This window comes from Rothia halotolerans (genome assembly GCF_004136635.1).
Lineage (GTDB): Bacteria > Actinomycetota > Actinomycetes > Actinomycetales > Micrococcaceae > Rothia > Rothia halotolerans.
On sequence record NZ_NOIU01000001.1, the window covers coordinates 316,464 to 337,871 of the forward strand.

The 21,408-nt window shown below is 74.1% G+C and carries 17 protein-coding genes; 5 read left to right on the top strand and 12 right to left on the bottom strand.

Translation table 11 applies throughout. From position 1 onward, the window contains the following. Positions 1-86: 86 nt before the first annotated feature. Together EWV39_RS01550 and EWV39_RS01555 are read right to left on the bottom strand one after the other, a co-directional pair. The gene (locus EWV39_RS01550) at positions 87-512 is read right to left on the bottom strand and encodes a pyridoxamine 5'-phosphate oxidase family protein (protein WP_129656541.1); all 426 of its coding nucleotides are present in this window, start codon (positions 510-512) and stop codon (positions 87-89) included. Between the two features lie 9 nt (positions 513-521). After that, positions 522-2,186: a DUF7059 domain-containing protein gene (locus EWV39_RS01555; protein ID WP_129656542.1), complete on the bottom strand. Its 1,665-nt coding sequence runs from the start codon at positions 2,184-2,186 to the stop codon at positions 522-524. Positions 2,187-2,257: 71 nt separating this feature from the next. Here EWV39_RS01555 and EWV39_RS01560 point away from each other — a divergent pair, with 71 nt between their 5' ends. Next, positions 2,258-3,364, top strand: coding sequence for a glutathione S-transferase C-terminal domain-containing protein (locus EWV39_RS01560; protein ID WP_129656543.1), 1,107 nt, complete (start codon positions 2,258-2,260; stop codon positions 3,362-3,364). Between the two features lie 29 nt (positions 3,365-3,393). Here EWV39_RS01560 and trhO read toward each other — a convergent pair whose 3' ends face one another. Next, the gene (gene trhO / locus EWV39_RS01565; RefSeq protein WP_129656544.1) at positions 3,394-4,287 is read right to left on the bottom strand and encodes an oxygen-dependent tRNA uridine(34) hydroxylase TrhO; all 894 of its coding nucleotides are present in this window, start codon (positions 4,285-4,287) and stop codon (positions 3,394-3,396) included. Positions 4,288-4,339: 52 nt separating this feature from the next. Between trhO and EWV39_RS01570 the strand changes: the two genes are divergently transcribed. Further along, positions 4,340-6,910: a DEAD/DEAH box helicase gene (locus EWV39_RS01570; RefSeq protein ID WP_165313074.1), complete on the top strand. Its 2,571-nt coding sequence runs from the start codon at positions 4,340-4,342 to the stop codon at positions 6,908-6,910. A gap of 338 nt (positions 6,911-7,248) precedes the next feature. Beyond that, on the top strand, positions 7,249-8,793 hold the full coding sequence (locus EWV39_RS01575) for a GntP family permease (RefSeq protein WP_129656546.1): 1,545 nt from the start codon (positions 7,249-7,251) through the stop codon (positions 8,791-8,793). A gap of 151 nt (positions 8,794-8,944) precedes the next feature. Here the strand turns inward: EWV39_RS01575 and EWV39_RS01580 are convergent, their stop codons facing one another. From EWV39_RS01580 to EWV39_RS14285, 7 genes are all read right to left on the bottom strand, one after another. Next, positions 8,945-9,343: an Rv3654c family TadE-like protein gene (locus tag EWV39_RS01580; protein ID WP_129656547.1), complete on the bottom strand. Its 399-nt coding sequence runs from the start codon at positions 9,341-9,343 to the stop codon at positions 8,945-8,947. Next, positions 9,340-9,795 (bottom strand): TadE family type IV pilus minor pilin, encoded by a 456-nt coding sequence (locus EWV39_RS01585; RefSeq protein WP_129656548.1) that lies wholly within the window; start codon positions 9,793-9,795, stop codon positions 9,340-9,342. Before EWV39_RS01585 ends, EWV39_RS01580 begins: the two co-directional genes overlap by 4 nt. Next, entirely contained in the window at positions 9,795-10,058 is a 264-nt protein-coding gene (locus tag EWV39_RS01590) for a DUF4244 domain-containing protein (RefSeq protein ID WP_129656549.1), read from the bottom strand. Before EWV39_RS01590 ends, EWV39_RS01585 begins: the two co-directional genes overlap by 1 nt. A gap of 848 nt (positions 10,059-10,906) precedes the next feature. Then, entirely contained in the window at positions 10,907-11,335 is a 429-nt protein-coding gene (locus EWV39_RS01600) for a type II secretion system F family protein (protein WP_129656551.1), read from the bottom strand. Between the two features lie 350 nt (positions 11,336-11,685). Beyond that, the gene (locus EWV39_RS01605; protein WP_129656552.1) at positions 11,686-12,807 is read right to left on the bottom strand and encodes a TadA family conjugal transfer-associated ATPase; all 1,122 of its coding nucleotides are present in this window, start codon (positions 12,805-12,807) and stop codon (positions 11,686-11,688) included. Beyond that, positions 12,804-14,072, bottom strand: a complete 1,269-nt coding sequence (locus EWV39_RS01610; protein WP_129656553.1) for a CpaE-like family protein — start codon at positions 14,070-14,072, stop codon at positions 12,804-12,806. Before EWV39_RS01610 ends, EWV39_RS01605 begins: the two co-directional genes overlap by 4 nt. Positions 14,073-14,417: 345 nt before the next feature. Further along, complete coding sequence (locus EWV39_RS14285; protein WP_337589928.1) at positions 14,418-15,227, bottom strand: CHY zinc finger protein; 810 nt, start codon at positions 15,225-15,227, stop codon at positions 14,418-14,420. 321 nt (positions 15,228-15,548) lie between these two features. Here EWV39_RS14285 and EWV39_RS01625 point away from each other — a divergent pair, with 321 nt between their 5' ends. After that, a complete protein-coding gene (locus EWV39_RS01625) occupies positions 15,549-17,327 on the top strand; it encodes a bifunctional 3'-5' exonuclease/DNA polymerase (protein ID WP_129656554.1) in 1,779 nt (592 codons plus the stop codon). A gap of 34 nt (positions 17,328-17,361) precedes the next feature. Here the strand turns inward: EWV39_RS01625 and EWV39_RS01630 are convergent, their stop codons facing one another. Both EWV39_RS01630 and nth read right to left on the bottom strand, forming a co-directional pair. Continuing rightward, the gene (locus EWV39_RS01630) at positions 17,362-18,267 is read right to left on the bottom strand and encodes an NUDIX hydrolase (RefSeq protein WP_238147964.1); all 906 of its coding nucleotides are present in this window, start codon (positions 18,265-18,267) and stop codon (positions 17,362-17,364) included. Beyond that, entirely contained in the window at positions 18,257-19,141 is an 885-nt protein-coding gene (gene nth, locus EWV39_RS01635) for an endonuclease III (RefSeq protein ID WP_129656555.1), read from the bottom strand. Before nth ends, EWV39_RS01630 begins: the two co-directional genes overlap by 11 nt. 193 nt (positions 19,142-19,334) lie before the next feature. On the opposite strand from nth, the gene acs reads away from it, so the two are divergent. Continuing rightward, positions 19,335-21,272: an acetate--CoA ligase gene (acs, locus tag EWV39_RS01640; protein WP_129656556.1), complete on the top strand. Its 1,938-nt coding sequence runs from the start codon at positions 19,335-19,337 to the stop codon at positions 21,270-21,272. Positions 21,273-21,408 lie beyond the last annotated feature (136 nt).

Sequence of the window (21,408 nt, forward strand, 5' to 3'; positions counted from 1 at the left end):
GGCCGGTCAACGCCGGCGAGCGGCGGACCCGAGCGCCCCGGGGGCGTCGGCCGGGCCTCCAGGCCGTCCCGCCCGGCCCGCGGCGATCACTCGCGCGGCGGCTCGGGGCCCACCTCGAACTCGCGACCGTCGATGCGCTCGGGGGTGACCCGGACCCAGACGGTCTTGACCGTGGGAGCGTAGCTCTCCACGCCCGCCCCGTCCAAACGCCCGAGCAGCTCGGCGTCCTCGACCACTTCCGCCCGGCCGTGGACGACCACCGAGCGGGCGACGCCGTCGGCGACCTCGTCGATCTCGAACGCGACGTCCCGGCCGACCACCACGCTGGCGAGCTTGGTGCCCTCCGCGGTCCGGAAGCACAGGCTCCCCTCGAGCACGCCGTGGTTGACGGGGTAGATGTCGATGACCCCGGCGGCGGCCACGGCCAGCCGGCCGTAGGCGTGGGACCTCAGCAGGTCCCAGCAGCGCTGCTCGTCGATCCGGGGCAGGTCATGGGGGTTCGGTGACGTCATGTCCCGAGTCTAGGACCGCGCCGTAAGCTCCAGGAAACCGTGGCCCACGAGCCGCCGGATGTGAAGGAGGAGGTCCGACGCCGGTCCCTCGTCCTCCCACTCCAGCAGCGCGCCCAGCGCGTCGAGGATCTGGCCGGCGGAGAGCTCGCCGTCACACGCCGAGACGAATCCGGCGGCCTCGGTGGACAGCAGCTCGGTGCGCCGCAGCCCCGCGCCCTGGCGCAGCAGGATCACGCCCGGGTGCTCGGCACCGGGGCGCTGGTGCCGCTCCTCGGTCACGTCCCCGGCCACGGTCAGGTGCGCGGCGCGCAGCCGCTCGTCGTCCATCCGCTCCAGCGCGTCGTGGGCCTCGACGGCGGCCGTGATCGCGGGGGCCACGGGCTGCTGGATCGGGTGTCCGATCTCCTCGAAGCGGCGCAGCGCGGCCTCCCCCTCGGGACGGCGCAGCCAGATCATGCCGAAGCCGACGGCGGCCACCCCGCGGGAGGCGAAGTCCCTCGAATAGTCCAGCGACGCCGCCTCGAAGGCCTCCGGGTCCCGCTGCTGGCTCGCGTCCCGCAGCCAGGTCTCGGCGTACTCCTCCGGGCTGAGCTCCTCGCGCTGGATGATCCAGGCATCGGCCGTGGCGGGGATCCACCGGCGGGGACGGGCGTCCCAGGCCGGGCGGGGCTCCTGGGAGTCGTCCCGCTGGTCCTGCCGGGGGCCGGTCTGCGGGGCCTCGGCGTCGATCTCGTGGATCTCCCAGTTGCCCAGCAGCTGGGCGCGCCCGCCCGGCGCCAGGATACCGGGCAGCGCGCCCAGCAGCTCCGAGACCAGCTGGTCCCCGGGCAGGCCGCCGTCGCGGTACGTGTAGAGCTCGTCCTCGTCCTCGCGCCGCGGGGTGATGACGAACGGCGGATTGGAGACCACCAGGTCGAACTCGCGCCCCGCGACAGGCTCCAGCAGGCTGCCCCGCAGCAGCTCGACCCGGTCCCCCAGCCGGGAGGGGTCCAGCCCCAGGGCGCCGGCGTTGAGGATCAGGTTGAAGCGGGTGAAGGCGAGCGCCCGCTCCGAGAGGTCGGTGGCCGTGACCCGCTCGGCGTGCGCCAGGAGGTGGAAGACCTGGATCCCGCAGCCGGTGCCGAGGTCCAGCGCGGAGCGGACCGGGCGCCGCTCGGTGAACTGGGCGAGGGTGAGGGATGCCTGCCCGATGCCCAGGACGTGGTCCCGCTTCAGGGCCCCGGGGCGCTGGTGCGCGCCCAGGTCCGAGGCGACCCACAGCTCCGTGCCGTCGTCGGCGGCGTGGGGGGTGAGGTCGACGGCGCTGACCCACCGGCCGTCCGCCTCCTCGATCAGGTTCAGGGCGCGGAGGGTCTCGAAGGCGCCCTCGCCGAGGACGGCGTCGAGCCCCTCCTGCGAGGTGCCGCCGCCGAGCATGAACAGCTCGACCGCCCCCGCCAGCCGGCGCTGTCCCGGGCGCGCGGCGACCTCGCCGCCGAGCACCTGCCGGATGCGGTGCCGGGCGGGCACCACATGGTCCCGCGCCAGGGCCGCGAACGGGCCCTCGCCGAGCAGCCCGCGGATGCCCTCGTAGGAGAAGTCGACGGCGGCCAGGGCCTGGGCCAGCGCCTCCACCGCCTTGACGTCGTCGCTGTAGGGGGAGTCCGGCACGCGGGAGAATTCTGGGATGCTCATCACGGGGATCCAGTCTAGGGCGTGGGGGCGGGGTCCTGTACATCGCCGGCGGAGGCGGGCAGGATGAGGCCATGAGCGAGAGCAGCGGCCATTCGACGTCCGGGGCGTACATCAAGAACTCCGGCGAGTTCACCCGGGACACCAACTACATCGAGGACCGCATCCTCGCGGACACGGGCCTGGCGTCCGGCGGCGAGGACGCCGGGCGGGGCGTGTGGCCGGTCGAGGCCGGGCGCTACCGCCTGGTCGCGGCCCGGGCCTGCCCGTGGGCGAACCGCACGATCATCGTCCGCCGCCTTCTCGGGCTCGAGGACGCCCTCTCGCTCGGCCTGCCCGGCCCGGTCCACGACGCCCGCTCGTGGACCTTCGACCTGGACCCGGACGGCAGGGACCCGGTGCTGGGGATCGAGCGCCTGCAGCAGGCGTTCCTCGCCCGGTTCCCGGACTACCCGCGGGGCATCACGGTCCCGGCGATCGTGGACGTGCCCAGCGGGAAGGTCGTGACCAACGCCTTCCCGCAGATCACCGAGGACCTCTCCAAGCAGTGGCGCGGCTTCCACCGCGAGGGCGCGCCCCAGCTGTGGCCCGAGGAGCTCGAGGAGGAGATGCGCGAGGTCATGCAGCGGGTCTTCACCGAGGTCAACAACGGGGTGTACCGCTGCGGCTTCGCCGGCTCGCAGGAGGCGTACGAGAAGGCCTACGACCGGCTGTGGCGCGCCCTGGACTGGCTCGAGCAGCGGCTGGGCAACCGGCGCTACCTGATGGGCGAGCACATCACCGAGGCCGACGTGCGGCTGTTCACCACGCTGGCCCGGTTCGACGTCGTCTACTACTCGCACTTCAAGTGCAACCGGCAGCCGCTGGCCACCATGCCGCACCTGTGGGCCTACGCCCGCGACCTCTTCCAGACCCCCGGGTTCGGCGACACCGTCGACTTCGAGCAGATCAAGCAGCACTACTACCGCGTGCAGAGCGACATCAACCCGACCGGGATCGTCCCCGTGGGGCCGGACGTCTCCGGGTGGCTCGAGCCGCACGGGCGCCAGGAGCTCGGCGGCTCGCCCTTCGACGAGGCCGCCGGGGCGTCCGCGCCGGGGCCGGTGCGCGAGGACGAGCGGGTCGCGGCGGGGCACAATCCGCTGTACCCGGTGGACCTGGGTTCGGGCAGCTCGGTCTGAGGGCCGCGGGCCGGGACAGACCGGGGCGGTCAGGCCGCGGGGGCTCCCGTGGCGCATCCGGCGGGGCAGCGCGCGCCCGGCGTCGAGCACTCCGGGCAGAGCAGCACCAGGCGGCGGCAGGCCGGATCGGCGCAGTTGGCGAAGGCGCGGGCGGGCTCCCCGCAGGCCTCGCAGCGGCCGATCGTGAGCGCCTGCGGCGTGAACTCCAGGTGCATCCGCCGGTCGAAGACGTAGAGCGAGCCCTCCCACAGGCCCGCATCCCCGTAGGTCTCGCCGTAGCGGACGATCCCGCCGTCGATCTGGTAGACCTCCTCGAAGCCGCGGCCGCGCATCAGCGCCGAGAGCACCTCGCACCGGACGCCGCCGGTGCAGTAGGTGACCACGGGGCGGGACTTCAGGTGGTCGTAGCGGCCCGAGTCCAGCTCGGCGAGGAAGTCGCGGGTAGTCCCGGTCTCGGGGACCACGGCGTCGCGGAACCGGCCGATGCGGGCCTCGAAGGAGTTGCGTCCGTCGAAGAACACGACGTCGTCCCCGCGCTCCTCGACCAGCCGGTGCACCTCCTCAGGGCTCAGATGCTCCCCGCCGCCGACGACGCCGTCCTCGTCCACCCGCAGCTGATCGGCCGCCCCGAAGGCGACGATCTCCTCGCGGGCCCTGACGGACAGGCGCGGGAAGTCCTCCGCCCCGCCGTCGGACCACTTCACCTCCAGGCCGGAGAGCGCGGGGTGCTCGCGGGTGGCCTTGGCGTACTGCTTCAGGGCGCCGACCTCCCCGCCCACGGTCCCGTTGATCCCGTGCGGGGAGACGATGATGCGCCCGCGCAGCCCCAGCCCCTCGCACAGGGCGCGCTGCCACAGCCGCACCGCCTCGGGGTCGGCGAGGGGGACGAAGGCGTAGTACAGGAGGATTCGCGAGATGGCCACGGCCGGTATTCTACGCGGGCCCGGCGGCCGGCGGCGATGCCACAATGGTGGGGTGGATCATCGTGAGCACCTGCTGGCGTCGTTGAACCGGGGGCCGGAGCCCCCGGAGGTCGTGCACGCCCGGGTGCTGCCGGAGCGCGAGGCCGTGACCGCCCCATGGCCGGAGTGGGCGCACCCGGAGGTGGTGGACGCCTTCCGCGGGCTCGGCGTCCCGGAGCCGTACCGGCACCAGGCCCTGGCCGCCGAGGCCGCCCACCGCGCCCAGGCGAGCGCCTGGGAGGAGGTCGTGGCCGCGCGGGCCGCGGGGAGGACCGTGAGCCCGGCGGCGGCCCGCCACGTCATCCTCGCCACCGGGACCGCGTCGGGAAAGTCGCTGGCCTACCAGCTGCCGGCCCTCGACGCGATCGTGCGCGGGGCGGAGGACCCCGGCGTGGGCCTGCACAGCCGGGAGGCCACGGTCCTCTACCTCTCCCCCACCAAGGCGCTGGCGGCCGACCAGCTGTCCTCGCTGCGGGCGCTCGGCCTGGGCTCGGTGCGCGCCGAGACCTACGACGGCGACACCGAGCTCGGCCAGCGCGCCTGGATCCGCGACCACGCCAACCTGGTGCTGTGCAATCCGGACATGCTGCACGCCGGGGTGCTGCCGAACCACCCGCGGTGGGCGCGGTTCCTGCGGCGGCTGCGCTACGTCGTCGTCGACGAGTCGCACGGGTACCGCGGGGTCTTCGGGGCGCACGTCTCGATGATCATGCGCCGGCTGCGCCGGGTGTGCGCGCTGCACGGCGCGGCGCCGGTGTTCATCGGGGCCTCGGCCACCTCGGCGGATCCGGGCGCCTCCTTCGCGCGGCTGCTCGGCGCCGGACGCGAGGACGTGACGGCCTTCGAGGCCGACGACTCGCCGCACGGCGCGGTCACCGTGCTGCTCTGGGAGCCCCTGCTGGAGGACCGGGTGGAGCGGGACGGGCTGGCGGCGGGGGTGCCCGGCGGCATCCACGGATCCGACGGACTCGAGGGCTCCGACGCGTCTTCCGACCCCGCCGCGCCCCCGATGCCCAGCGGCCGCGGACCCAACGGCGCCGGCGCGGGACCGGGCGAGAACGGGGCGCCCCGCCGGCGCTCGGCGCTGTCCGAGGCGGCGGAGATGCTCACCGACCTCGTGGCCGAGCGGGTCCGCACCATCGCGTTCATCAAGTCCCGCCGCGGCGCCGAGACCATGGCGGCCCAGGCGCAGAGCTACCTGCACGACGTCGCCCCCGAGGTCGCGGACCGGGTATGCGCCTACCGCTCCGGCTACCTGCCCGAGGAGCGTCGCGAGCTGGAGCGGCAGGTGCGCAGCGGCGAGATGCTCGGCGTCGCCTCCACGCCCGCGCTGGAGCTGGGGATCGACGTCGCCGGGCTCGACGCCGTCCTCGTCGCCGGCTGGCCGGGCACCCGCGCCTCGTTCTACCAGCAGATCGGACGCGCCGGGCGGGCCGGGCAGGAATCGCTGGCGGTCTTCATCGCCAGTGACGACCCGCTGGACACCTACCTGGTGCACCATCCGGCGGACGTCTTCGACCGGGCCGTGGAGGCCACCGTCTTCGACCCGCAGAACCCCTACGTCCTCGCCCCGCACCTCTGCGCGGCCGCCGCCGAGCGCCCGCTGCGGCCCGAGGAGCTGGGTCTGTTCGGCTCATCCGCGCCCGGGGTCCTGACCGGGCTGGAGCGGGACGGTTACCTGCGACGCCGCCCCACCGGCTGGTTCTGGACCCATCCGGAGTCGGCCGCGGAGCTGGTGGACATCCGCGGCGGCGGGGGCCACCGGCTGCAGATCATCGACGCGGAGACCGGAGGGATCATCGGCACCATGGAGTCGGGGCAGGCGCACCACCAGGCGCACCCCGGCGCGATCTACGTCCACCAGGGCGCCAACTGGCACGTCGAGGAGCTCGACGAGGAGGGGCGCGCCGTCGTCGTCACCGCCGCCGAGCCGGCCTTCTACACCCAGTCGCGGGACATCACCGAGGTGACGGTCCTGGAGGTCGAGGACACCCGCGGGTGGGGGCCGGTCACCCTGCACCGCGGGCTGGTGCGGGTGCGCACCCAGGTGGTCTCCTTCCAGCGCAAGGAGATCGCGAGCAACCGGGTGATCGACGAGGAGCCGCTGGAGCTGCCGGCGCAGGAGCTGGTCACCCGGGCCGCCTGGTGGACGATCCCGACGACGGTCATGACCGGCCAGGGCGTCGTCGAGCCCGAGTTCCCCGGGGCGCTGCACGCGGCCGAGCACGCGGCGATCGGGCTGCTGCCGCTGGTCGCGACGTGCGACCGCTGGGACATCGGCGGGCTCTCCACGGCGCTGCACGTGGACACCGAGCTGCCCACGATCTTCGTCTACGACGGCTACCCCGGCGGGGCGGGCTTCGCGGAGCGGGGGTTCGACGTCGCCCGCGCCTGGCTCGAGGCGACCCTCGCCGCGATCCGCGCCTGCGAGTGCGAGGCCGGCTGCCCCTCCTGCGTCCAGTCGCCCAAGTGCGGGAACAAGAACAACCCGCTGAGCAAGGACGGCGCGATCCGCCTGCTGACCGGGCTGCTCGAGACGGCCGACGCGGACCGGGAGGGGGACCGGCGGGCCTCCGGGGCCTGAGGCGGGGACCCAGGGCCCGGAGGCGGTTCTGCGAGCCGGGGCACCGACGCTTCCTACGATGCCAAAGGCCTCGGAAGGCCCCCGGGACCGAGGGACGCAGGGGACCTTCCCGAGCGGGACCGAGGAACTCGGGGGCCTTCCCGAGGCGGGGGCCCGGCGCACGGAGCGGGGTCCGGCGGGGCGAGAGGCCGGAGGTCGGCAATTCGATAAATAGCGTCGCTAAGAGTAACGTGACGGCGGTCCCTCTCATCCTCGGCCGGCTCAGCGTGGACGCCGGGCGCTTCGTGCAGCCTCCTGGTCCCCGCGGCGACGTGCCGCATCGGAAAGGCTCTCCCGCCGTGTTTGGCAATCCTGTGTACCTGGTCGGGCTCCTCTTCGCCTCGATCGCCCTCCTGATCTTCCTGATCAACTGGCGCACGAAGCTGCATCCCTTCCTGGCGCTGCTCGTCGTCTCCCTGCTCACCGCCCTGGCCGCGGGCGAGCACCTCGTGGACATCCCCGAGACCCTGATCGAGGGTGCCGGCGGCACGCTCGGCGAGACCGGAGTGGTGGTGGCGCTGGGCGCCATGCTCGGCCGGCTCCTCGCGGACAGCGGAGCCGTCCGCCGCATCGCGGACCTCGTGGTCGAGCACAGCTCGCCGAAGACCGCTCCCTGGATCATGACGGCCGTGGCCTTCGTCGTCGGCATCCCCATGTTCTTCGAGGTGGGCCTGGTCGTGCTGATGCCGGTCATCTACTCGGTCGCGGTCCGGCTCGAGAAACTCCACGACCGGCCGAAGATGTGGTACCTGCGGATCCTCATCCCGGCGATCGCGGCGCTGTCCTGCCTGCACGGCATGGTGCCCCCGCACCCCGGCCCGCTCATCGCCGTCGACGGCCTCAACGCCGATACCGGGCTGACCATCCTGCTGGGCCTGGTCTGCGCCGTCCCCACCGTGATCCTCGCGGGTCCCGTCTACGCCCGCTTCATCGCCCCGCTGGTGCGCCTGGAGCCCTCGAGCACGCTGGTGGAGCAGTACACGGGGACCTCCCCGGACGCGCCCGAGGCGGGGGCCTCCGGGGACGCGGGATCCGGCGGGGGCTCCGGCGGGGGCGCGCGCTCCGAGAGGCCCGCCGGGGAGGCGGGCTCCGGCCGGTCCGGCGGGCAGGCCCCAGACTCCCAGGCGAGTGCCGAGCAGGGCGCCGTCGCGGTCCGGGACGAGGAGGAGAGGAAGGCCCGGAAGGTGCCGACCTGGATGGCCTTCGTCTGCGTCCTGGTGCCGGTGGCCCTGATGCTGGTGCACGCCGTCGTCGTCATCATCGCCCCCGACTCCCCCGCCGAGTCCGTCGCCGAGGCGATCGGCAACCCGGTGGTGGCGATGCTCATCGGCGTGATCTTCGCGGCGATCACGCTGGGCACGGCGGCGCGCATGAACGGCGAGCAGATCCGCACGAGCTTCGGCAGCAGCCTGGGCTCGGTGGCCGGCGTCATCCTGATCATCGCCGGCGGCGGCGCCTTCAACGAGGTCCTCAAGGACTCGGGCATCGGCGACGCCATGGTCTCGGCCACCTCGCACCTGCACATGAACCTGATCGTGCTGGGCTGGCTGATCGGCATCATCCTCTCCTTCGCGACCGGCTCCGCCACGGTCGGCATCGTCTCGGCGACCGGGATCGTGGCGCCCCTGATCACCGACGAGTCCTCGATGTTCGTCTCGCTGATCGTGATCGCCATCGGCTCGGGATCCATCGGGCTCAACTGGGTGAACCACGCCGGCTTCTGGTTCGTCAAGGAGTCCTTCGGCATGACGCTGGGCCAGGCCACCAAGACGCACATGACCGTCCAGACCCTGGTCAGCGTCTTCGGCCTCTGCTTCGCCCTGCTGCTGTCCCTCTTCGCGTAGCCGGGGCGGGGTGCTCCGGGGAGGGCGTCCGCACTGCAGCGGACGCCCTCCCCGGCCCACCCCATGCCGTGTGCCGGCCAGTATGAGGCCTCCGCATGCTCCTCCCCACCCCTGTGCTCCCCTCCCGACCCGGTCTCGCCTTCCTCGGGCTTCATTCCTCCTCTCCTCCCGGCGGTCCTGCCCTCGCCACCGCGCGTGCGGGGCCCAGGAGGCGCAGCGGTGCCGCGAGCTCGACGCGGACGCTCACGTCCATACCGCCCCTCACGCCCGGCGCGGCCTCGCAGGTGGTGACCCGCGCACCGTTCGCCTCGGCGCTGCGCTCCGCCTCCTCGCACGGCACGCCCGCCCGGATCCCCCGCTTCGCGTCGGCGGCGGCCAGGGCAGCGAGGTCCGCGGCGGTGGCCGCCCGGTGACCCATCAGCGCCAGGTGACCCGCCCCTCCCACCGCGCCCAGCAGGACGACGGCGGCCGCCGCGATCCCGAGCGCCGCGGCCGTCGAGGAGCCCCGCTCCGCGTGATCCTCCGACTCCCCCGTCCGTCGCGTCGTCATTCCCCGTCCTCCTCCGTGAATCCCCCGCCGCTCTCCGGCTCCTCCTCCACCACGGCGTCGGCGTAGACCTCCGCGCCTCCCCATGTCCCGATGATCCCCGGAGCGGGCGAGCGAACCTCCACCGCGGTCCGGGCCCCGCGCATCTCCACCACGACGACGGCGTCCTCCCCGGCGATCTCCTGGGCCACGCTGCGTGAGGACTCCGCCGAGTCCCCGCGCGCGGCGGAGCGGGCGGCGAGCCGGGCCGCCTCCTCCACCTTGACCGCGGCGACACCGTACGCCCCCGCTCCCAGGACCACCGCCAGCAGCAGCACGATGCTGGGCAGCAGGATCGCGAACTCGGCGGTGGCCGCTCCCAGCTCCCCGTCCCCGGCGCCGGGCCGGCGCGGGGCGGCCGCACGTCCGGGAGACGCCCGCCGCCCCGCCCCGCGATGCCCACCGGATGCCTCCATCACCCTGCCGAGAGGGCGGTGCGGATCATGCCCAGCAGCATCTCCCGCACCTCCGAGCTGCGCAGGATGACCACCAGCAGACCTGCGAAGCCGACCGCCGCCAACATCACGATCCCGTATTCGGCGGTGGTCGCGCCCAGGTCGGGATCATCGTCGGCGAGGACCAGCCGCGATGCTGGCCCGCTGCCGGCGGACCTCTTCGGGCCTTCCTCCCGGAGCCCCGTCGTCCTCGTCTTCCCCGTGTCTTCTCCCGGATGCCTCATGCGATGCACCCTCCTTCCCCTTGATAGCCGGGCCCCAGCGGCCCGGTGGTCTGTGTCGTGGATCAGCGAGCCGCGCCCGCGCCTCCTGCTCTGCTCCACGCGGTCCTTCCTCCATCGACTCGGTCTCCCGAGGCTGCGCGTCCGATGCTCCTTCCCCCTGTCGATCCCCCGTTCCCTTCCCCACGCTCCCCGCAGCGATCATGAGGCCAAGGAGGAGAACAGGCCGATGACGACCGGCAGAACCCCCAGACAGATCAGAGCCGGCAGGGAGCACAGCCCCAGCGGCAGGACCAGCCGAACACCCAGCGAGGAAGCCCGCTTCTCAGCCTCCCGGCGGGCGCGACGCCGCGTCGCGAGGGCCTCCGCGCGGAGCATGCGGGCGGCCGGCGTCCCCGTCCGGGAGGCGAAGCCCAGAGCCCGCCCCAGGTGCTCCAGCTCCGGGTTCTCCCTGCCCCTCCCGGAGGAAGGCCGGCGCCACGGAGCAAGCAGGGAAAGCGGGCGTCTTCCGCTGAGTGCCCCCGCCCTCACCCGATCCTCCGCTCCCGAAGCATCGGCGTCCGCCGCACCGGGGCCCCAGCTGCTCTCCCACGTCAGGCCGAGTTCGAGCCGGGCCGCCACCTCCGCCAGCCGCCGTGAGCCCTCCGCTTCCGCGACGGCCGCCAGTGCCCTGGGAATCGGCAGCCCGGCGTCCAGCGCCGCCCCGACCAGCTCCATCCTGAAGGGAGCGGGGACCGAGCGGGTCCGCACGGCGGAGCTGGGCCGGACAGTGCCAGCCCTCCATCGCGGCAGGCGGCCGCCCCCCAGGAGGAGGACAGCACCCGCCAGCAACGGGACGAGCCACCAGGCCGTCATACCTCTCCTCCTTCGGCGATGCGGATGAGGCGCCGGCTCCACGCGACTCCCGCCACGGAGAGGGCTGTTCCGATCACCAGGACCACGCGTCCCCACCCGGTGCCGAGGAGGGTTCCGAGGGGATCGGTGCCCATGAGCACCCCCAGTCCCACTCCGAGGAAGGGCAGGGCCGCGAGCAGCCGTCCGGTGGACCGCGGCCCGGCGATCGCCGCCTCCCGGGCGTCGGCGGCGTCGAGCGCGTCCTCGATGCCCCCGGCCACCCGGGTGAGCACGCCGACCAACGGTGCCCCGGTGGCTCCCGAGACCTGCCACGCCGCGGTCAGGATGTTCCTGGCCTCCCTCGAGCGCGGATGCTCGAGGGAGGCCGCTCTCAGCGCGGCGAGGGGGTCGCCTCCCGCGCGTGCCGCGGACCCGGCATGCTCCAAAGCCTTCTTGAGGTCCCGTCCCGGAGCCGCGGACCACGTACCCCGTGATCCGTCCGCATGGGCCTCCTCCGTCCAGGAGCCGAGGGCCCGCCAGACGGTGAGGGGGTCGGCACCGGCGTGGAGCAGGGCCACCATCCGATGGACGGCCCCGGGCCAGAGGTCCAGCGCGTCCCTGTTCCGAGCACCGCTTCCCAGGAGCCGCCGGAGCGCTGAGAGAGGCCGCAGGGAGACGGGCAGGAGTCGTTCCCTGCCCCCGCTGCTGCGGACGAGGCCCCTTCGACGCGCGGCTTCCCTCCAGCGGACCGCGCCGAGGATCAGGACGGCCGCGCACCCCGCCAGGAGACCCGCCGTCATGTCCGTTCACCCCCTCGTCCCGTCGCCGACGACGTCGGAGCCCTCTCAGGCCGTCTCCCTCTCCGGGGAAGTCCCTGACCTGTCAGGCTCTCCAACGCTGCGAAGGCCGGGCCGGCGACGGTCCACCCCTCCGGCGTGGTGCTCAGGGCGGGCAGGACCTCCAGCCCTGCCTCTCCGACGGAGAGCACCCCTACCTGCTGGACGAAGCGCCCTCGCGGCCCACGCTGCAGGTGGACCACCACGCTGATCGCGCTGACCGCCTGGAGAGTCACGGCCTCCGCGGTGAGCCCGGTCAGGGCTCCCAGCGCCACGAGCCGGGCCGGCACCGCCTCCGCCGAATTGGCGTGCAGCGTCCCGCCCCCGCCCTCGTGTCCGGTGTTCATGGCGAGGAAGAGCTCCTTGACCTCCGCGCCCCGGCATTCGCCCAGCACGATCCGGTCCGGGCCCATCCGCAGCGACTGCCGGATCAGATCCGCCAGGCCCACCGCTCCCCTGCCCTCCGCGTTCGCCTCCCGGGTCTGGAGCCTGATCGCATGGGGGTGGGCCGGCCGCAGCTCGGCCGAGTCCTCGATGAGCACGAGCCGCTCGGAGGCCCCGCACAGGCCGAGCAGGGCGTTCAGCAGCGTCGTCTTCCCCGTCCCTGCGGGGCCGCTGATGATGAAGGAGCGACGTCGTGAGATCATCCCCCGCAGGGCCTCCTCCATGCTCTCCGTCAGCATCCCCGCCGCGCACAGCCCCTCGAAGGTCGGCAGGGAGCGGGGCTGGACGCGGATCGAGAGGCAGGTCGTCTCCGGGGAGATGGGCGGGATGACGGCGTGGACCCTGTACCCGGCGGCGCTCTGGACGTCCGCGCACGGATGGCCGGAGTCCAGCCGTCTCCCCGCGGCGGTGATGAGCCGCGTGGCCAGCTCGCGCACGGCGTCCTCTCCGGCGAAGACGACGTCCCTGCGTCGGGGACCGTCCGCCCCGTCCGTCCAGACCTCGTCGGGCGAGTTCACGTAGATGTCCGTCAGACCGGGCTCCTCCAGCAACGGGTGGAGGATGCCCAGCCCCCGGCTCCGGGCCCGCTCGGACTCCCTTGCGGCGAGTCGGTCCGCCGCGGTGACCCGGGCGGTCATGTGCGCTCACCCCGCGCGGAGGAGGTCCCCCGCCGGCCGTTCCGGTGCCGGGGAGGCGCCGTGCCGGAAGCGGCCGGCGACCGTTCCTCGGGGTTCCTCCCGAGGGCGGCCAGGACGGCGTCGGCGAGATCCTCCAGCGGACGACGCAGGGCCCGATGCTGCCCCTCCTCCAGCAGATGGCCCGCTTCGTAGGCCGCGTAGACCGAGGGAAGGTGCGGGATGACCGCGTGCAGCCGCTCGCCGAGGATGCGCGCGGCCTCGGCGTCCGTCACGTCGCAGAATCGCGGGCCGACCCCGACCGGCACGAGGGGCATCAGCGGCGCCCAGCGCCTCCGGACCTCGCGCGCCTGGGAGAGGCCCCGCCGGGTGAAGGGGACCAGGAGCACCACCGCGGAGCACCGGGAGAGCCAGCGGCCCTCCGCGTCGCCGGGGGCCAGCATCCCGGCCGCGGTCCCGAGGTCGATGACGGTCATGGCCTCGCCGCCGAACGCCGTCGCGATGTCCCACGGCCTCGTCCCCGCCGCTCCGGGGAGGGAGGGAGCAGGGGCGAGCGCACCGGATGCCGATGGGGGAAGGTCTCCGCCCGTGACCTCGGGCGCCTGTGTCCCGTCTTTCCCGGGCTCGGCCGCCGTGGAAGAGCTCCCGGAGGTGAGCACCGGCAGACCGTGCGCCGCGGGCAGAGTTCCCAGGAGGGCCGCCCCCTCCGGCAGGCCCGGGAGCCCTACGAGGTCCTCCCAGCGCAGCCCGGGCAGCGGCCGGGGCGCGATGCAGGCATCCAGGCCGACGCTGGCCGGGACGGCGTCGACCACCACCACCTCATTCCCGCGCCCCCGGAGCCGGCCGCCCAGCCAGAGGGCGAGCGCGGAGGTTCCGATGCCGCCGCTGGCCCCCACCACCCCGATCCGCGGCCGAGCAGCCGGCGCCTCCTCCCGGAGGGCCAGCCGGTCGGCCAGCCAGGCCCGTCCCTGCGGCAGCACGACGACGGCGGGCGGCCCCCAGCGCCTGGACAGCTCGCTCGCGGCCGCCCATGGGTCACTCCCGCCGTCACGGCCGGCCACCACCACCGGGCCCGCGGCGGGCCGGGCGGCTTCCCCTTCCAGGTGGCTCATAAGGTCCGGCACGCTCTCGGCCTCGACGATCACGGTGTCCAGCGGACCCCACAGCGGGGCTCCCCCGCCCGAGTGGACCCTCAGGGGGCGGTCCGCCGCGGCCGCGACATCGGCGACGACGCGCAGGAAATCCCGGTCCCGTCCCCAGGCGACCACGGGGCCGGGCCCCCACCCGGGATTCCGGGCCGAGGACAGCCCCGGCCCGGCCGGCTCCGTCCTCCCTGCTCCGATCCCGGCCACGGAACCGTGTGCTTCCCGTTCCTTCGTGCTGCGGAGACCCGCCGATTCGCTCGTCATGGGGCCAGCATGCCGGTGCCGGGGAAGGCCCGGGCCCCCATGCCCCGCCGTTCTGCTCCTTCTGTGGATCCAGGCCCGTCCGAGGCCCGAGGAAGTCGCTTGGGGACGCCGGGTCCAACGGCCCGTCCTCCACCGCTCCGGAGCCGGCCAGTCCGGTCCCGGACGGCCCGGTCCCGGGAGCCCCGTCCCGAGGCCCCGCGCCGGTCACCCCGCGAAGTACAGATGCCGATGCAGCGAGCACCGTTCGTTGAATCCCGTCCCGCAGCGCGGGCACGAGGCCGCTCCCAGATACTCCGAGATCGGCAGCTCCGAGCGGCACACGCCGCACAGGATCGCCTTCTCCCCGAAGCTCTCGGCCGGCCAGGTGCGCGCAGGATGTCCCGCGGTCTCCTCGTGACAGGCGTGGCAGGGGTAGTACTCGCCGCAGCAGGCGAAGCGGATGGCGACGACGTCGACCTCGCGCCGGTAGTGCACGCACCGGGTCTGCTCGTCGACGGTGAGGCCCAGCACGCGCGGGCCCCTGAGAGCGGGCTCCCCCACGACCCCGTCCTCGGCCGAGGCCGCAGCGCGCTCGAGCAGCAGCTCCGTGCGCGCGTACTTCTCCCGCAGCCATTCCCGCACCTCGGAGGGCAGAAGCGCGAGCCGGGCGGGATCCGTGTTGTCCCGCAGATCCGCCCGCTTGACGATCGCCGCGACGACGTCGCCCTGCACCCGCGCGCAGTACCGCTCCGGCGACTCGCCCGCCCGCTTGGTCATCGCGTCGACGGCCGCGCAGATCCGCTCGGGGAAGATCCCGCGCAGCTCGGCGAGGCTCGTGCCGGTGTCCTCGACGACGTCGTGCAGCCACCCCACGACCTGCGCGTCCTCCCTCAGCCCTGCGTCGGGAGCCGCTTCCGCGGCGTAGCCGGCGACCCGCCGCGGGTGCTCGACGTAGTCCCCGCCGCCCTTGTCCGTCTGCCCGGCGTGGGCGCGCCGGGCGATCTCCTCAGCCCGCCGGACCGTTCCCTCGCCCATAACGCCCCTCCTCACCACGACGTCGCCGTCCGGGACGGCCGCTGCCGCCCCGGGACCACTCTACGGTCCGACGCGGACGCCTCGACCCCTCCTCCGGACCGGGCCGGCCGACGGCCGCACCCGCCGCGCCCCGGCCGCGGCCCCGGGCCCCGGGCCCCGGGCACCGGGCACCGGACACCGGACACCGGGAGACTCCAGCGCCCCGCGCCCTCGGAAGATCGAGGAGTCCGCCACGGCGATGCCGGCCGAGTTGAGGACGAAGACGGCACGATGCCGTCCCGACGCGAGACAGCCTGACACATCCTCTGGGACAATAGAGGAATGCACATCGTCCTCGGCCCTTCCCCGGAGCCGCGAGGCCCCGACGGGGACACGGCGCAGCCGCCCTGGCGCGCCGTGTCGCTCGACGCCGGCCGCGAGGTCTCCGCCCGGGACTTCCCGCGCGGACAGCTCGCCGCCGTCGTCCGGGCCGTGCAGGAAGGATCCGAGCGCCCGGACCGCATCCGCTGGGTCTGGGCCGACACCCGCGAGGTGTACCCCGAGCTGCTCGCGGCGGGCATCGAGCTCGCCCGGGTCTGGGATCTCCGCCTCTGCCAGCGGATCCTGCGCACCGCCGCCTCAGCGTCCTCCCGCGGCGTCGAGTACGCGCCGGCCGCCGACCTCTCGGAGGAGCGGGAGGAGCCGGCGGGACGCGTCCCCCCGCCCCGCGTCGATCCCCGGCAGGCATCGCTCTTCGAGGCCCCCGCAGCCCAGCCGCAGCCCCGGGGGCCCGCCTGCGACCAGCTGATCCGCGAGCTCGAGGCCCAGCGGCGGGCGGTCTCCTCGAGCCCCGAGCCGCATCGGCTGAACCTCCTGCTGGCCGCCGAGTCGCAGGGCGGCCTGATCGCGGAGGAGATGCACCACGAGGGCCTCCCCTGGAACCGCGGCATCCACGAGCGGCTCCTGGAAGAGCGGCTCGGACCGCGCCCCGAGGAGGGCAGCCGGCCCGCCCGGATGCAGAGCCTGGCCGAGCACGTCGGGCGGGTGCTGGGCTCCGAGCGCCTCAACCCCGACTCGCCGCAGGACCTGCTGCGGGCCCTGAACGCCGCGGGCGTCCGGGTGGGCAGCACCCGGAAGTGGGATCTCATGGCCTGGGCCGCGGAGGGCGGCGCGCACGTCGAGGAGCGGCGGGAGCTCATCCGTCCGGTCCTGGAGTACAAGCAGCTGTACCGGCTGTGGACCGCCAACGGGTGGCACTGGCTGGACGAGTGGGTCCGGGAGGACCGGTTCCACGCCGCCTACGTGGTGGGCGGCGTCGTCACCGGGCGCTGGGCGGCCCACGGCGGCGGCGCGATGCAGATCCCCCGGACCGTGCGCGACGCCGTGCGCGCCGAGCCCGGGCACGTCCTGACCGTGGCCGACGCCTCCCAGGTCGAGCCGCGCATCCTCGCCGCGATGTCCGGGGACCGGGCGCTCGCCGTCGCCGGCCGGGACCACGACCTCTACCTCGGCATCGCGGAGATCGGGCAGCGCACCGGCTCCGCTCTGAAGGACCGGCAGGCGGCGAAGATCGCGCTGCTGGGAGCCATGTACGGCGCCACCTCGGGCGACTCCGCGGCGATGATGCCGCACCTGCGGCGGCTGTTCCCGGCCGCGATCGAGCTGGTGGAGCGGGCCGCGGAGGCCGGCGAGCGCGGCGGCCAGGTCGCCACCTGGCTCGGCAGGACCTCCCCCGCCCCCGACGAGGCGTGGTTCGCCGCGGTCCGCGACGTCGGCACCGCCCAGGCCGAGTCCAGGTCCCGCACGCTCTCCCGCTCCCACGGGCGCTTCACCCGGAACTTCGTGGTGCAGGGGACGGCCGCCGAGTGGGCGCTGTGCTGGATGGGCGAGATCCGGCGCCGGCTGCGAGCCGGCGGGCCCGGGGGCTCGGGGCTGCGGACCCGGATGGTCTTCTTCGTCCACGACGAGGTGGTCCTGCACGGCCCCGAGGAGGAGGCCGAGGAGGCCCACGGCATCGTGGGCGAGGCCGCCGCGGCGGCCGGCCGGCTGCTCTTCGGCGAAGCCCCCGTCGACTTCCCCCTCACGGTCGCGGCCGTGGGCTCCTACGCCGAGGCCAAGTGACCCCCGGCCGCTGAGCACGTCTCGGCCTCCCCGCTCACAGCGGCGCCGGGATCCTCCGCGAGGCGTCCCACGGAAGGGCCCACCCGGTCTCGTCCAGGATGCGGTCCAGCAGGATGCCGGTGAACCCCCAGATGACGACGTCGCCCTCCTCCGAAGGCGCCGTGAAGGCCGGGGAGCGGTAGGTCATGCCGCCGCGGGTCACGGTCGCGGAATGGCGCCGCCCGGGGTCGACGAGATCCAGCACCGGGACCCTGAAGACCAGGGAGGACTCGCCCCGGTCCACCGCCTGGACGGGGGTGGGCCGGGTCCACCAGCCGAGCACCGGCATCACCATGAAGTTGCTGACCGGCAGCGGCACCGGCGCGAGCTTGCCCAGGACCTCGACGCCGTCCCGGTCCAGCCCGGTCTCCTCCACCGCCTCGCGCAGGGCGGCCTCGACGTAGGGGTCCGGCGCGTCGGCGTCCTCCGGGTCCAGCTTCCCGCCGGGGAAGGCCGGCTGGCCGGCGTGCTGGCGCAGGGATCCGGCGCGCACCACGATCAGCACGTCCAGCTCCGCCCCGATCCGCTCCGCGGCGCCCGCGAGGGACTCGGGGCGGGCGCGGGCGTCGTCGCTGTCCAGGACGCCGAAGAGGATCAGGACCGCGGCCTCGCGGGCCGACGCCGGGTCCAGGCCGCCGATCCGCCAGGGCTCGCGGTCCTCCATGAGCACCTCGGGCCCGCGCTCGGCCAGGCGCTCCAGGGTCCTGCGGGCCCGCTCGACGGGCGGAGTCGCCGCCGCATCGCGCTCCCGCCGACCCGCGCCGTCCCCCGGCTCCCATCCGGCGGCCCGGTCCGTTCCTTCGACATCCCGCCCGGGGGCCTGGTCCGCTCGTCCGGCGTCCCGCCCGACGTCCCGCTCCGCGCCGCCGGGGTCCCCCGGCCCTCTCCGCTCAGGCGCCAAGGCCGTACCCCTCGGCCCGGAGCTCCCGCCGCGTCGCGCCCTCGAGGAAGCGGCGGTGCAGCTCCTCGCGGCCGGGGGCGAACTCGTACTGCTGCAGCGCCGCGGCGGCCGTCTCGTCGGTCTCCCCCACCCCGTAGGAGGGGCACAGGTCCGCCACCGGGCAGACCCCGCAGGCGGGGACCCGCGCGTGGCAGATGCGCCGCCCGTGGTAGATCAGGTGGTGGGAGAGGTCCGTCCAGTCGCGGGGCTCGAAGAGGGCGACGACGTCGGCCTCGACCTTCACCGGGTCGGTCTGCTCGGTGAAGCCGAACCTGCGCGCCAGCCGCCCGAAGTGGGTGTCCACGGTGATGCCGGGCCGGCCGAAGGCGTTGCCCAGCACCACGAAGGCCGTCTTGCGCCCGACGCCGGCCAGTCCCGTCAGCGCCTCGAGCTCGCCGGGCACCTCGCCGTCGTGCTCGTCCACCAGCTGGTTCGCGAGCTTCACGATGGAGCGGGTCTTGGCCCGGTAGAAGCCGAGCGGGCGCACGATCTCCTCCACCGCCTCGTGCGAGGCGTTCGCCAGCGCCTCAGCGTCCGGGTACGCGGCGAACAGCGCGGGCGTCACCGAGTTCACCTTGACGTCCGTGGTCTGCGCCGAGAGCACGGTCGCGACCAGCAGCTGATAGGGGTTCTCGAAGTCGAGCTCCGCGACGGCGTACGGGTAGGTCTCGCCCAGGATCCGGTCGATCCGCCGGGCGCGGCGGACCAGGCCCAGCCGGGTCTCCGCCACGCCGCTCCGACGCCGCCGCGCGGCCCCGGCGCGGGCCTTCGCCTCGGGGACGTGGCGGATCTCCAAGCTCACGTCCGTGCTGCTCTCCTGGTGCGATGCGCTCATGGTCCCCCAGCGTACCCGCGCCCCGGGCCCCGGCTCGGGCGCGGTTTCTCGTCCCGTGAAACACGGTCCCGCCGGGTGATCGCCGTCACGAGCCTCGGATAGAGTTGAATCCGTGAAGACGTGGGCCGCATCACCGGCCCGGGGCTGCCGGTGCGCTGGCACGCCTCATCCGCACCGACAGGAAAGGGGAATCATGAGCGAGACCCGGCAGACCTTCCCGCCCACCGAGGAGTTCGCGGCGCAGGCCAACGCCACCGCGGCGATGTACGACGAGGCCGAGGAGAAGGGCCCCGAGTTCTGGGCCGAGCAGTCGCGCGCGCTGCTGGACTGGGACACCGACTTCACCGAGACGCTTGACTGGTCGAACCCGCCGTTCGCGAAGTGGTTCCGGGACGGCACCCTCAACGCGGCCTACAACGCCGTGGACCGCCACGTCGAGGCCGGGCACGGCGACCGTGTCGCCCTCCACTTCGAGGGCGAGCCGGGCGACCGCGCCGAGTACACCTACGCCGACCTCAAGGACGCGGTCTCCCGGGCCGCGAACACCTTCGAGCACCTCGGGGTGACCAAGGGCGACCGGGTCGCGGTCTATCTGCCGATGATCCCCGAGGCCGTGATCACCATGCTCGCCTGCGCCAGGATCGGGGCCATCCACTCGGTGGTCTTCGGCGGCTTCTCCGCCGAGGCCCTGCGCTCCCGGATCGACGACGGACAGGCCAAGCTCGTGGTCACCGCCGACGGCTCCTACCGCCGCGGCAAGCCCACCACGCTCAAGCCCGCCGTGGACCGCGCGCTGGGCGACGGCGCCTCGAGCGTGGAGCACGTCCTGGTCGTGCAGCGCAACGGCGAGGACGTCGAGTGGGCCAACGGCCGCGACCTCTGGTGGCACGAGACGGTCGGGCAGGCCTCCAGCCAGCACACGCCGGTCCCGCAGGGCGCCGAGGACCCGCTGTTCATCCTGTACACCTCCGGCACCACCGGCAAGCCCAAGGGCATCCTGCACACCACCGGCGGCTACCTCACCCAGGCGGCGTTCACCCACCGCAACGTCTTCGACCTCAAGCCCGAGACGGACGTCTACTGGTGCACCGCCGACGTCGGCTGGGTCACCGGGCACACCTACATCGTCTACGGCCCGCTGCTCAATGGCGCCACCCAGGTGATCTACGAGGGCACCCCCGACTCCCCGCACCGCGGGCGCTTCTGGGAGATCGTGGACCGCTACGGCGTCAGCATCCTCTACACCTCCCCCACCGCGATCCGCACCATGATGAAGTGGGGCGAGGAGATCCCGGACGAGTACGACCTCGGCTCGCTGCGCCTGCTCGGCACCGTCGGCGAGGCCATCAACCCCGAGGCCTGGATGTGGTTCCACCGGGTGATCGGCCACGGCCGCTGCCCGATCGTGGACACCTGGTGGCAGACCGAGACCGGCGCGATCATGATCTCCCAGCTGCCCGGCGTCACCGAGGCCAAGCCGGGATCCGCCCAGCGCCCGCTGCCGGGCATCCACGCCGACGTCGTGGACGAGATGGGCGGGGAGCTGGAGCAGGAGAAGCAGGGGCTGCTGGTGCTGACCCGGCCCTGGCCCTCGATGCTGCGCACCATCTGGGGCGACGACCAGCGGTTCATCGACACCTACTGGTCCCGCTTCGACCGGGGCACCTACTTCGCCGGCGACGGCGCCAAGCGCGACGAGGACGGCGACATCTGGGTCCTGGGCCGCGTGGACGACGTCATGAACGTCTCCGGGCACCGGCTCTCGACGCCGGAGATCGAGTCCGCGCTGGTCTCCCACCCCGCGGTCGCGGAGGCGGCCGTGGTCGGCGCGGCGGACGAGACCACCGGCCAGGCCGTCTTCGCCTTCGTGATCCTCTCCGACGCCGCCGTCGAGGAGGGCCGCGACAAGGAGGAGTTGAGCCAGGAGATCCGGGCCCACGTCGGCGAGGAGATCTCCCCGATCGCCAAGCCCAAGAAGGTGCTGATCGTGCCCGAGCTGCCCAAGACCCGCTCGGGGAAGATCATGCGCCGCCTGCTCAAGGACGTGGCCGAGGAGCGCCCGGTGGGCGACGTCTCGACCCTGGCCGACCAGACGGTCATGGACCAGATCACCCGATCGCTCCAGAGCTGACGCGGGAGGGCACCGCCCGCCCCAGAGCTGACGAGGCAGCGCACCGCCCGTCCCGGCCGCACGCGCGCCGGGGCGGGCGGTGCGCCGTCCGGGCGGCCCCGCCCTGAGCGCGAGAAGGCGAGCGGAGGGCACAATG

Bases quoted from the DNA above. Each gene is read 5' to 3' on its own strand.
- EWV39_RS01625 (WP_129656554.1), top strand. From the start codon at position 15,549: ATGCACATCGTCCTCGGCCCTTCCCCGGAGCCGCGAGGCCCCGACGGG.
- EWV39_RS01560 (WP_129656543.1), top strand. From the start codon at position 2,258: ATGAGCGAGAGCAGCGGCCATTCGACGTCCGGGGCGTACATCAAGAAC.
- acs (WP_129656556.1), top strand. From the start codon at position 19,335: ATGAGCGAGACCCGGCAGACCTTCCCGCCCACCGAGGAGTTCGCGGCG.
- EWV39_RS01585 (WP_129656548.1), bottom strand. From the start codon at position 9,795: ATGGAGGCATCCGGTGGGCATCGCGGGGCGGGGCGGCGGGCGTCTCCC.
- EWV39_RS01605 (WP_129656552.1), bottom strand. From the start codon at position 12,807: ATGACCGCCCGGGTCACCGCGGCGGACCGACTCGCCGCAAGGGAGTCC.
- EWV39_RS01590 (WP_129656549.1), bottom strand. From the start codon at position 10,058: ATGAGGCATCCGGGAGAAGACACGGGGAAGACGAGGACGACGGGGCTC.
- nth (WP_129656555.1), bottom strand. From the start codon at position 19,141: ATGAGCGCATCGCACCAGGAGAGCAGCACGGACGTGAGCTTGGAGATC.
- EWV39_RS01580 (WP_129656547.1), bottom strand. From the start codon at position 9,343: ATGACGACGCGACGGACGGGGGAGTCGGAGGATCACGCGGAGCGGGGC.
- EWV39_RS01555 (WP_129656542.1), bottom strand. From the start codon at position 2,186: ATGAGCATCCCAGAATTCTCCCGCGTGCCGGACTCCCCCTACAGCGAC.
- EWV39_RS01550 (WP_129656541.1), bottom strand. From the start codon at position 512: ATGACGTCACCGAACCCCCATGACCTGCCCCGGATCGACGAGCAGCGC.
- EWV39_RS14285 (WP_337589928.1), bottom strand. From the start codon at position 15,227: ATGGGCGAGGGAACGGTCCGGCGGGCTGAGGAGATCGCCCGGCGCGCC.